The sequence below is a fragment of the Monoglobus pectinilyticus genome (assembly GCF_002874775.1).
Taxonomy (GTDB): Bacteria; Bacillota; Clostridia; order Monoglobales; family Monoglobaceae; genus Monoglobus; species Monoglobus pectinilyticus.
Window position 1 is genome coordinate 1382339 of the sequence record NZ_CP020991.1, and the last position, 12147, is coordinate 1394485.

The 12147-nt window shown below is 38.8% G+C and carries 9 protein-coding genes; 8 read left to right on the forward strand and 1 reads right to left on the reverse strand.

All coding sequences use genetic code 11. From position 1 onward, the window contains the following. Positions 1 to 46 precede the first annotated feature (46 nt). Positions 47 to 343 (forward strand): helix-turn-helix domain-containing protein, encoded by a 297-nt coding sequence (locus tag B9O19_RS06195; RefSeq protein ID WP_102365596.1) that lies wholly within the window; start codon positions 47 to 49, stop codon positions 341 to 343. A gap of 299 nt (positions 344 to 642) precedes the next feature. Here the strand turns inward: B9O19_RS06195 and B9O19_RS06200 are convergent, their stop codons facing one another. Beyond that, a complete protein-coding gene (locus B9O19_RS06200) occupies positions 643 to 3522 on the reverse strand; it encodes an S-layer homology domain-containing protein (protein ID WP_158648928.1) in 2880 nt (959 codons plus the stop codon). Between the two features lie 257 nt (positions 3523 to 3779). Here B9O19_RS06200 and B9O19_RS06205 point away from each other — a divergent pair, with 257 nt between their 5' ends. The 7 genes from B9O19_RS06205 to rodA all read left to right on the forward strand — a co-directional run bounded on the left by B9O19_RS06205 (position 3780) and on the right by rodA (position 11340). Then, positions 3780 to 5615 (forward strand): S-layer homology domain-containing protein, encoded by a 1836-nt coding sequence (locus B9O19_RS06205; protein ID WP_102365598.1) that lies wholly within the window; start codon positions 3780 to 3782, stop codon positions 5613 to 5615. A gap of 774 nt (positions 5616 to 6389) precedes the next feature. Next, positions 6390 to 7127: a WecB/TagA/CpsF family glycosyltransferase gene (locus B9O19_RS06210; RefSeq protein WP_102365599.1), complete on the forward strand. Its 738-nt coding sequence runs from the start codon at positions 6390 to 6392 to the stop codon at positions 7125 to 7127. 39 nt (positions 7128 to 7166) lie between these two features. Further along, positions 7167 to 7697 carry a DJ-1 family glyoxalase III gene (locus tag B9O19_RS06215; protein ID WP_102365600.1) on the forward strand — a complete coding sequence of 177 codons (531 nt, stop codon included), beginning with the start codon at positions 7167 to 7169 and terminating at the stop codon, positions 7695 to 7697. 3 nt (positions 7698 to 7700) lie between these two features. Then, on the forward strand, positions 7701 to 8276 hold the full coding sequence (locus B9O19_RS06220; RefSeq protein WP_102365601.1) for a 5-formyltetrahydrofolate cyclo-ligase: 576 nt from the start codon (positions 7701 to 7703) through the stop codon (positions 8274 to 8276). 58 nt (positions 8277 to 8334) lie between these two features. Continuing rightward, complete coding sequence (gene mltG / locus B9O19_RS06225) at positions 8335 to 9489, forward strand: endolytic transglycosylase MltG (protein ID WP_102365602.1); 1155 nt, start codon at positions 8335 to 8337, stop codon at positions 9487 to 9489. A 33-nt stretch (positions 9490 to 9522) separates the two neighbouring features. After that, a complete protein-coding gene (locus tag B9O19_RS06230; protein ID WP_102365603.1) occupies positions 9523 to 10179 on the forward strand; it encodes an O-methyltransferase in 657 nt (218 codons plus the stop codon). 45 nt (positions 10180 to 10224) lie between these two features. Continuing rightward, positions 10225 to 11340: a rod shape-determining protein RodA gene (gene rodA / locus B9O19_RS06235; RefSeq protein ID WP_102365604.1), complete on the forward strand. Its 1116-nt coding sequence runs from the start codon at positions 10225 to 10227 to the stop codon at positions 11338 to 11340. Positions 11341 to 12147 lie beyond the last annotated feature (807 nt).

Sequence of the window (12147 nt, forward strand, 5' to 3'; positions counted from 1 at the left end):
TTCAATATACAAACTATATTAATTTATTATTTTATGAGGATATAAAATGCGTAAAGAAGCAGGTTTTGAAAACAGAGACCGATTCGTTGAATTGGGGTTGATGATTTCAGCTTTAAGAAAGGCTAAGGGATATACCCAATATGAACTTGCAGAGAAAGCCCATATTAGCCGGTCGCATCTAAGTTCTATTGAAGCCCCTAATATAACCGCTTCCTTTTCTCTTGAGGTTTTCTTTAATATAGCCGACATTTTGGGAGTAAAACCCGGTGATTTGCTAAATCTTAATTTGCCGTCTTCCTATTTTAATAAGGATGAAAAAGATAAAAATTCAAAGGACAAATAGAGCAACAGCAAGCTGCTTAAAATACAATATTATATAAACTTAAACGGTTTGGCAGAGCTGTCCCATTTTCTGTAAATGATAGATTACTCTCACAATTTTTTCCATCATGAAATTTTACAACATTGTGATGTTTTCCCTATTTTACGATACGGGTATGTTTTTTATATATTGCTGAGTATACAAAGCAATAAAATATTTTATAAATATAAATATAAATATAAACATAAATATAATAATAGGCAAGAGCACCTGACAAATATTTGTCAGGTGCTCTTTTGTTACTGTTTAGAAATATTTGATTATTTTACGATAACCATTTCCTGAACAGCGTCCTGATAAAGTTTTACGAACAGTCTTGCTTCGTTGTCTTTCTCGTAAAGCTCTATATCAGCCGGCGATACAACAGATATACTATTCTTCTTCTTTGATGAATCATAGAGATATACTATTGCGTCCCCTGTAGAGTAGTTGTAAGTTGCGTCACCAACAGCTACGTTTACGCTTCCGCTGAACTTCTTAATAGCTCTTCCGTAAACGGTTGTCAGGTCGGTCGTTACATTTCTCAGGAATTCTTCTGTCTTGTTGTCGCTGTCGAACAGAACTGTTATACCGTCAATCTCACCCTTAGCGTTTGTCTTATACTGGATGATATCACCTGACTTAAGGGCTGTTCCGTCACTCTTTCTAAGAACGCTCTTGTCTGCTGCCATTATTTCAACTGTCTCTCCTGACTGGTATCCATAAAGCTTATCGGTATACTCATAGTCAGCATTCTGTGTCTCTGCGAGATAATTTACAACTGTTATCGGCGACTCAGCGCTTGTGATGCTTGTTGAGCTTGTGATTATTACTACGTTAGCCATATAGTTTTCCTGAAGGTCATAGATTATTGCGTCGTATGAAGAATCATTTGACAATGTGGAACTGTTACGCATTGAATACTTGTCTGTGTCTGTTCCAGCGCTTGCAGGAATATCAAATATGATTGTGTCCTCGTTGATACCTACATTTCCTAATTTACCGGAAGCACGTTTGTAAACCATATCTTCCTTCTGAATGTTTTTAGTAAATGTGCTTGTGTTCGGAGCGCCTGTTGCTGTCTCATCTTTTGCTGTTTCGATTGCTGTTATCTTGCCGTCGCTGTTAGCTTCATAGATTATGAGCTGCGGTGTTGCTTTTCCTCCGGCTGTCAAGGCATTTACTACGGTTGTAGGAGTCTGAGCGTATTCTTCGTTAAATCTGAGTTTTGTTGCACTCTCCATAACAACAGTTTCACCGGTCTTTGTGAACAGTTTAAACTGACCTACTTTGTCAAAGCTGTCTTTGAGAGCAGCGTCAACCAAGTATGCGTAGTTGGTTGTTATAGCGGATTCGTTTGTTGCTTTTGTGTTTACAGCAGCAATCTTATCCTCAATATCTAAATAGAATGTTCCCCTGTCACGGAGTTTAATTTCGTTTGGATAACTTGTAGCTTTTTCATAAAGTGTTTCACTGTCACCTATTCTGTATCCGTCTTCAGAAATTTCATTTACTGTACCGGTTATTGACGCGTCTGAAACATATGCTTTTATCAAGTTCTTATCATCACTTATGGTGTAAGAAATTACATTCCATTCTTTGAGGTCTGAAATGTCAATCTTGGCTCCGTCCTTGATGATACTGTATTTAACGTCGGCATTATCTTTGTCAAATACCAGTGAACCGTTGAGATATTTGTCTGTAACTCTTCCGGTTATTTCTGATACTGTGTCAACTACCAGATTAGTAAAGTGGTTTACGAATACAACATTGTACATACTGTTGAGGTTAGTGTCTAGAAGAACGAGGTTACCGCTTGCCGGTTTAAGGTCTTCGTTTGTGAGTCCTGTTTTATACTTACCGTTATAAATATAGACGGCGTTCGGATCTATAGATACTGTTTTTGTTCTTCTGTCTGTATTTCTGTCTGCCCAGTATTCAACTGTTCTCTTGTCTGTTGTGTCGCCTGTTACGTCTACGATGTCTGTTGAGTTAAGTGTTAATGTGTTGTTTTTGTTCGGCTGTTCTGTTACTAATATAAGTGTCTTTTCGTCTGTGGTTTTATCTATTCTTGCGTAATACAATACATTGTAACCAAGCATTTGTGTTGCGTTTGTATCACCCATCAGATAAAGTTTGTCGTTGATTTGGATTCTGTCTTCAGCTGTTGTTGAACCGCCAGACAGTGAAGTTTCACCGGTTGCTGTTATCTGACCGTATGCTTTTTCAACATTTAATTTGTCATAAAGCAAAGTCTTGTCTACAACTTCATAAGATATGCTTGAACCATATCCAACCTGCTCCATAAGGTTAACGGTCATTGCATTAAATACCAACTGTGCTATGTCGCCTCTCATTGCAGGCTCAGCAGCTGTAGCGTCAATGCCTCTCAGCAGCTGGTTAGATGACGCGATATACATATATCCGGTTGGAAATCCGCCCTTGTCCTCAGCGGCCGGCTCATATCCTAGAGCACGAACTATAATTGCTACCGCTTCTTCAAATGTTACGTTGTCATCAGGTCTAAAAGTTCCTTCTGTATCACCGACTACTAAACCTTGCTGGTCGGCAGTGTTTATTGCGCCTGTTGCCCAGTGATCTGCAGGTACGTCAGGAAATTTTGTAATTCCGTTGGAACTTTTTACTACGTCTTCAAGTCCAATAGAGTATACAGCTACTTTTGCCATCTCACTTCTGAGGATTGGGTCGTTAGGTCTGAATGCGCCTGACTCGGCGTCTCCGACCATTATTCCCAATGCTCCGAGGAGTTCTGCTGCCTCTGCATATTTTGTATCTGATATATCCGGAGACAGCGCAACGCGTGCCGTGCTGTATCTTGACTGTGCCATATTCGAGTTTATCGGCATGGTTGCCATACCGTTATACTTCGAACCGTTTTCGATTAATGTTGTGGAAACGCCGTTAGTTATGTCAATTGTTCCATCTGTGTTTGTGCCGTCAAATGTGCGCAGATTGACATCCTGCTGACCTTCTCCTGTTGTTGTTTCGTTATTTCCATTATTATTAGTAACGGAACCTTGAGGATAGTTTTCAATGGTTCCGCCTTCATTGGGCACTACATCAGCAAATACGGCAAATCCGCACATTGAATAGATTGCGATGCTCATAGCCACAATAAAGGAAATGAAAGTTTTTTTCATTTTCAGTCCTCCTATTACAAAAATCATCTTTATTTTTGATTTTTTTACAATGTTAGTATTAGCGCAGGAATTGAAAATACACCGAAAACTTTATGGTATTAAAGACATTTTATTTGAAATTTGGTTTTTTGTTACATAATTGTTAAAAAAAACTTTCACATTTGGATAATTGGCGGTTGAAATATTTTGGCACGTATGGTATATTTAAAGTAGATAATTAACAATATAATGTGTATCATATACATAGGAGGTTTAAAATGAAAATTAAAAGATTTATTTCGGCGCTGCTTTGCGGCACAATGCTGGCAGCGGTACTTTCGACCTCGGTTTTTGCGGCGACTTTTTCCGACGTGGAAAACGACGCGACAGTTGCATGGGCAAAGCAGGCAATAAACGAGATGACGGACAAGGGATACATAAAAGGTTATGAGGACGGCACCTTTAAACCTCAGCGTGCAGTCTCAAAGGTGGAAACCCTGGTTCTGATGTCCAGAATTCTGGGAGTTGAAGACTCTGAGTATTCGCAGACGGTGAAGTGGGCAGACGCCGGTTACTCGGCTACGGTTAACGCTATTAATACGACATATGTTGATGAGCTTAGCTTTTTAATGTATTTTGACGTTTTGAATATTACTGACTTGCGCGACTATGCGTCAGCGGCAAATGCAAACACATCTCTTCTCAGATGGCAGGCAGCGTATTTGATGGTTAAACTGGCTGGAAAAGATGACCAAGCACAGTCAGCTGTTTTGGATGAAAACGAATATTCAGATTATGCTTCTATCCCTGAAGCTGCGCGTCCTTATGTTGCTTATGCTACAAATTTAGGGCTCATGAACGGTATGGGAAACGACGAGAACGGCAAAGCATTTTTCTCACCGGAAACAACGCTTACCAGAGCTCAGATGGCAACTCTTCTTAACCGTATGATGGAGAAGATGGACAGAAATTATATTCAGGGAAAAGTCAGCTCAATAGATACTGGCAATAAAAAAATGGTAGTAAACGCTGACGGAAAGAATACAACCTGCACTATCGGAGATATGACAGGTATAAAGATTAATGGCGAAAATTCAAAGTTCAGCAGAATAGAATCACAGAGCGAAGTTATGGTCACTTATACATTCGGCGATGTCAGAATGATAGAGACAGTTCCGCCTGAGGAAAATCTTTCTGTATATGGAATAGTTGTTCAGACAAGTGATAATTCCGGCGGACAGCAGATAACTATAAAAGATTCCGAGGACGAGAACAATAAGGCGACATATACTTTCGCTTCAAACTGTAAGTATACTATTAAAGGAAGCCAGGGTTCTTACGGAGACGTTAAGGCAGGCAACTTTGTAAGATTGGTACTGTCAGGTTCAAAGGTAACTGAATGTTCAGTAGAGAGCAAAACCTCAGATGTGTCCGGAACTTTCGTAAAGGTTAATGCCGGAGACGATAATCGTACAACAATAACAATTAAGAACAGTGATAATGAGCAGGAGACATTTGACGTTTCTATAAACGGTGTTGAGGTTACCAGAAACGGCAATATTGCGGGAGTTAGAGATTTGGCTAAGAACGACAGCGTTGTTTTATCACTGACATACGGCAAGGTTGTTTCAATAAAGGCTACAAGTGAGACTGAAAACGTATCAGGTACAATAAAGGAGATAATCCTGAGCGAAACTCCGCAGATTACTCTTGATGTAAAAGGAAAGAGTGAGACATATAACCTTACTGCTTCAACGTCTGTTAAGGTTAACGGAGTGGACGCAACTATATACGACCTGCGTCCGGGAAATGCCGCAACGGTTGTTACAGATGGTTCAAATATTTCCAAGATAGAGTCCAGCGCGACTTCATCAACGGGAAAGACGACAGTGACAGGTAAAGTTGTAAGCATAAACACAACGCTTAAGGTTATAACAGTAACCAATTCATCTGGCGGAACAGAGACGGTATATTATGAGTCAGGAACTACATTCCTGAAATCAACCACCGGAAAGAGTATTACAGCAAAGGATATTGTTGCAGGGTCTAATATAACAGCAACAGGTTCAGATTCAACAGGATACTTTGTAGCAACTATAGTTATTTCAGATTAATATAATTCTCTAAAAAGTCCGGCGCTGTATAGCGCCGGACTTTTTTAAATATAATTTAATAAAAAATTTTTAAAACAGAAATATTACATTAATTTAAAAATTTTTATAATTTTTAAGAAATATATATGGATATAGATAAGAACTTAAAATATTTATTTAAATAATCTGAACTGTATAATAATACATCCGATTATCTTTTTTCTGATTGTTTCATAATCATATGTATATAATATTTGTATAATATACGGAGCGTGAAAAGCTTAATAATTTTTTGATGACTTTCTGTGTTTAGTAATTATAGATTTATAAAATTTTATATAAAAATATATGTTTTCGGTGAAAGCCGGCCTGAGAAATATTGTTTATCTCGTTAGATGAGCAGCAGATAAACACTTATTGTTCAATATACAGTTTGTAACCAAAATTATTCTTATATATTAATTTTAATATTATGTATTATGATTAATGAAAATAAAATATAGCATAAACACTATATAAAAGGTATAATTTATATAACATTTTTAGTTGAGTAAAAGTTTATAGAAGACCGAGCCTGTATACAGTGAAGTCTAAAAGGTATATTTAAATCTAATATTATTATTAAGCCAAATAGCAAATAGTTTGTGAAATATAATCTATAGACCCTCGGTGAAAGATAAATTTATTTTGCAAATCATTACAACATATATACAAATGCGTTACTATCTTGCATAAAATATGTTTTTGTGCTATAATAAATTAGAATATGTAAAAATATCGGTAAGGAGCTTTTGAATGCGAGATACAATTGATATATTAGGAGTTAAAATTGATAGGATTACATCGGCTTATGCTTTGAAGAAGGCTGAGCAAATGGTAAGAAGCGATGGGGTTTCAACTATTTTTACTCCCAATCCTGAGATAGTTATGGCGGCTTATGAAGACGCCGGATTTAGAGAAGTCCTGAACTCGGCTGATATGTGTACCCCTGACGGTATAGGCGTTGTTTATGCGGCCAAAATGCTTGGAACTCCTGTGCCTGAACGGGTTGCCGGCTTTGATTTGGTCTGTGGTCTTTTGTCCAATATCAGAAAGACAGGTGAAGGCGTTTTTTTATTCGGAGCTAAGCCGGGCGTTGCTGAGGCTGCAGCTGTTAAACTTCTGGATGAATATGTTGGTTTGAATATAGTTGGTGTTCATCATGGATATTTTTCGGATAATGAAACCGATGATATTGTTAAACAGATAAACGAGTCAGGCGCTAAGCTGCTTCTAGTCTGTCTGGGAGCTCCTAAGCAGGAAAAGTGGATATTTGAAAACAAGTCAAAGCTTACTAATGTCTCTCTTTGTATGGGAGTCGGCGGGGCTTTAGACGTATTTGCGGGCGTTGCAAAAAGAGCGCCTGAGTTATTTATAAAGTGTAATCTTGAATGGCTGTATAGATTTTGCAAGAATCCCAGCAGATTGGGTAGATTTGCTACACTTCCAAAGTTTGTTATGACTGTCAGGAAGGATAAAAAGAAAAATAAATAGAGGGAACAGGGAGAAATATATAAAAAAGAGGTTGATAAGATGCTGTATATTTTCTTAGCTGATGGATTTGAAGAGACCGAAGCGGTGGCTCCTGTTGATGTGATCAGAAGAACAGGGCTGGAGGTTAAGTTCGTTGGAGTGGACGGCGAACTTGTTTGCGGCGCTCATAATATTACCATAAAAACAGATTGTTCTGAGCCGGATTATTCAGATATTTCAGGTGTAATTCTGCCTGGAGGAATGCCGGGAACCCTAAATCTTCAGAAAAATAAAATGGTTACCGATGCAATTGAGTACTGTGTGAAAAATGAAAAGCTGGTTGCCGCTATCTGCGCTGCCCCAATGATTTTAGGTGATCTTGGATATCTTGACGGCAAAGATGCAGTTTGCTTCCCGGGGTTTGAGGATAGTCTGACAGAATCAAACATATTATCAGACGGAGTAGTGAGAGATGGAAATTTTATCACAGCTAAAGGCGCAGGGAAAGCGCTGGAATTTGGAGCCGCTATTGTGGATTATTTCTCAGAGCCTCCAAAAGGTGAGCGCATTTTGCAGAAAATGCAGGTTTAGATTATGAATAAGCAAGAGCAGAGAAGAACTTTGAGAAAAATAAGAGATGAAATTCCACAGGAATTAAGAACTTTAAAGAGCTCTGATATAACAGAAAAATTTTTAAAGTCAGATAAATATATATCTGCAGAAACGGTTATGCTTTACATATCTTTTGGAAGTGAACCTGATACATTTGACATTTTGGACAGAGTGATTTCAGACGGTAAGAAGCTGGCTGTGCCATTGTGTGATAGTGTGAAATGTGAAATAACAGCTTTTGGAGCAGACAGTCTAAGTCAGCTGAAATCCGGCAGTTATGGAATTTTAGAACCTGACTCTGAGCTGATTGAATCCGGTGTTTTGAAACCTGTTCAAAGTTCTGAAATAGATTTAGTTGTGGTTCCGGGACTGGGTTTTGATAAATACGGATATAGGATAGGATACGGCAAAGGGTATTACGACAGGTTTTTAAACGGCTTTGCCGGTGATACTATTGGTCTTTGTTTTAAAGAGTGTCTGCTTGATAAAATATACCGTGACGAGTTTGATATAAAAGTTGATACAGTTATCACGGACAGTGATATAATGTGCGGTTAAACAGCGGCTTATGAATCAGCCGGGATTTTAAAATACATATAAACGGAGGGTGATTCAAGTGGAGCATGAATATAAAACTCTTGAAGAGCTTGAAGCAAAAAGAGCGGCAAGAGAGGCAATGAAGCAGTTAAAACAAAAAAAGAGAAAAAGGGTCAGAAGAATAATAGCCCTATGTATTGCTGCAGTCATAGTTGCTGTTGTCATAGGCGCTGCAGGTAATTTGGCATACCGTGATATAAACGGTCTAGACGGCGATGGAAAGAATTATGTTATTGATGTACCCGCAGGAGCCGGTTCGGCTAAGGTTGCTAGCCTGCTTGGAAACCGCGGCGTTATAAAATATCCGGCGTTGTTTAAAATGTATGCCGGAAATAAATACATTTTTCAAAGAGGAAGACATTCTGTCAATTCTTCTATGACTTATGACGAACTTTTGGAGACATTTGGAAATTACGCTGAGGGCGGCGTAGGCGAACAGGTTCAGATAGTTATCCCGGAGGGTTATGAGCTTGGGCAGATAGCTGATATATTGGCTCAGAACGGACTGGTGGATAAGGAAGAGTTTATGGATGAAGTAAATAACGGAGAATTTGATTATGACTTTGTGAATGAGATTCCGCGTTCGGAGAATCGCCTTGAGGGGTATCTGTATCCGGCGACATATCAAATATATCCGGGCACCTCGGCTCATGATATAATTATTATGATGCTGGACGCGTTTAAGTCAAATGTGCTGCCTGTATACAATCAGAGCGGTTCCGGAGACCCGATTGATCAGGTTGTGACAATGGCTTCTGTGATTGAGAGAGAAGCGGCAAATGACGGAGAGAAAAAGCTGGTTGCCTCCGTGTTTAACAATAGGCTGTATGAGGGCAAAAAGCTGGAATCGTGTGCCACTGTGCAGTATTTGCTCCATGAAAGAAAAACTGTGTTGAGTATTGAGGATACAGAAATAGATTCTCCATATAATACATATAAATATAAAGGTTTGCCGGAAGGTCCAATAGCTTCTCCGGGGCTTGCGTCGATTAAGGCGGCGCTTAGGCCTGCTGATACCAATTATATGTATTTCCTTGCTGACCCGAGCGGAAATAAAAATTATTTCTCTCAGACTTATGATGAACATCAGGAAAAAATGAAGCTTCTTGAGGAGGGAAAGCCGGTTGACGAGAGTACGCCGACACCAAGCCCTACCGAAAAGGCTAAAAATTGATTATGGTTTAGACTTTTTAAAAAGGGAATAGATATGATAGACGATAGCGTAAATTATGATTATATAATCAGATATATTAGGAGTGTTATTCCGGAGAGCACCGGTTTTTTAAAAGAGCTGGAGGAATTTGCGGCTGAAAATCAGGTGCCAATTTCACAGCCCGAAACCATAAAACTGATAGAAGTTTTGATAAAATTTGGGCGCTGTGAAAAGGTCCTTGAGGTCGGCAGTGCTATTGGCTATTCGGCCATACGCATGATAGGCGCAGGAGCCGGGAAGGTCGATACTATAGAACTCAATCACCAAGCAGCGGTATTTGCTGAAAAGAATTTTGCAAGAGCGGGATTTTCTGACAGGATAAAGTTGTTTGAGGGTGACGCAAATGATATATTGCCGGAATTGGCGCAGAATAAAAATAATAAATACGATATGATTTTTATAGACGCGGCAAAAGCCCAGTATAATTCGTTTTTTGAACCATGTTTCAGTATGCTGCGACACGGGGGGCTGTTAGTTTCAGATAATGTGCTGTACAAGGGAATGACTGCAACAGACGATTTGGTTCTGCATAGAAAGCGTACTATAGTTAAAAGGCTCAGAGAATATATAAAAATGCTTTGTGAACATGAGAGTCTCGAAACAGCGGTTCTGCCGCTGGGAGACGGGGTGGCGCTGAGTATTAAACGCTGATAGGAATTACGCTTATTTTTATGACGCTGGAATGGAGTTTAATAGATGCTTGAAAAGACAAGAAAGTTTAGGGACGCGATTAAGAATATTGATTTTACCCTTATTGCACTGACTGTTTTGACGGCTGTTTTCGGAATAGTTATGATTTCAAGTGCCGGTGGTGACGGAGCGGTTAGATACGTTATAGTGCAGTCTGCGGCATTAGTTTTAGGATTGATAGGGGTTGTCATAATAAGCATACTGGATTATGATTATTTGGCGAGATTGTCAAAGTATATTTATGCGGCATGTATCATATTATTGGTTTTAGTGCTGATACCCGGACTGGGCAGAGTGCAGAACGGTGCGAGAAGCTGGTTTGTTTTCGGTCCTGTCAGTTTTCAGCCGGCAGAGCTGGTCAAAATAGGATTTGTGATAACGTTTTCCAAGCATTTGAGTGAGGTTGGAAGCGGTTTGAATGAACCGAAAAACATGTGGAAAGTAGCTCTGCATCCAGCAGCGCTGTGTATTTTGATGTTGCTTCAGCCGGATTTCGGAACGGTTGTAGTATTTGTGATGATGGCGCTGGCTATGCTGTTTATGGCAAAAATCAGCTGGAAGTATTTAGCCGGAGCTTTTGGGGCTCTGTTGGCGGCCTGTCCGCTGATTTGGATATTTCTGCTTAAACAATATCAAAAGGATAGGATAATCACCTTGTTTAATCCGGAGAATGACCCGACAGGCAGCGGCTATCATGTTATTCAGTCAAAAATTGCCGCAGGCAGCGGCAAGCTTACGGGCATGGGGTTATACAACGGTTCCAGCCGCTATAATAATCTTTTGCCGGAGCGGCACACGGACTTTATATATTCTGTAATTTGTGAAGAATTGGGTATGATAGGCGGTGTGGCTGTAATAGTGCTGTTATCAGCGATAATTATCAGGTGTTTATATATAGGGCTCAATGCGAGGAACAGCGAGGGACTTTATATTTGCACGGGAGTGGCGGCTATGCTGGCGTTTCAGGCATTTGAAAATATAGGGATGTGTATAGGGTTGTTCCCTGTAACCGGAATAACTCTTCCGTTTTTCAGTTACGGAGGTTCATCGCTTGTGACGAATTTGTTGGCTGTGGGACTTGTGCTTAATGTGAGGTACCGGTATAAGAAGATTAATTTTTAGTTAGATAAGCATTGATTTGATGTTAAATATAAAAAGACTAATTGAATTGACATGCACCATAAAATCTAAACATTTGTGGATGCATATTGATTCAATTAGTCTTTTTGGTTGTAAAAGGCGCAGTCTTTTATAATTAGGATTTCTATATTATTCATGTATATATTTAATAAGTATCTTTGTGTTATATATTGAATGCTGTGTGTTAGATGAGCTAACATCTAACTTGTTTGCTGTCATACATCACAACTAAGTGATTTATATATTACAATTAAGTTAATTATTGGTATTTATAGTGTATGTAATACAATATAGTTTGTATTACATACACTTTTAAACAAAAGTGTAGCCGCAATTGACTTTGTAGGATAATCAAAATAAGCTAATTTGTATCACACCTGTCTTGCAGGTTGGGCACAGACGTTTCAGGTTATCAAAATATGGTTCGTATTACACGCACCAAGTATATCAAAACAAGCCTGATGATGTTTATCAACAACACTGTAAATAAAAAACTTCTAAAATAATGAATTTTTTTAATATGGCATAGCAAACATTTGAGTGGGATGAAATCAGGTATGTAAGGCGTGCAGCTGCGAAATAGTTCAATATAAAAAGAATTATGATGAACTGTTTTAAATATGTTAACGCTCCATGTACTCCGGCAGTTCACCTAATGAGATATACAATAACATATATCAGATTAAGTCAGACTAATGCCGTTGTAGATTTCAAATTGGGACGAGTCTGAATAACATATACCTTACAGCTGCGGCAGAAGTCACAGATATTAAGGTTTTAATGTAAAAA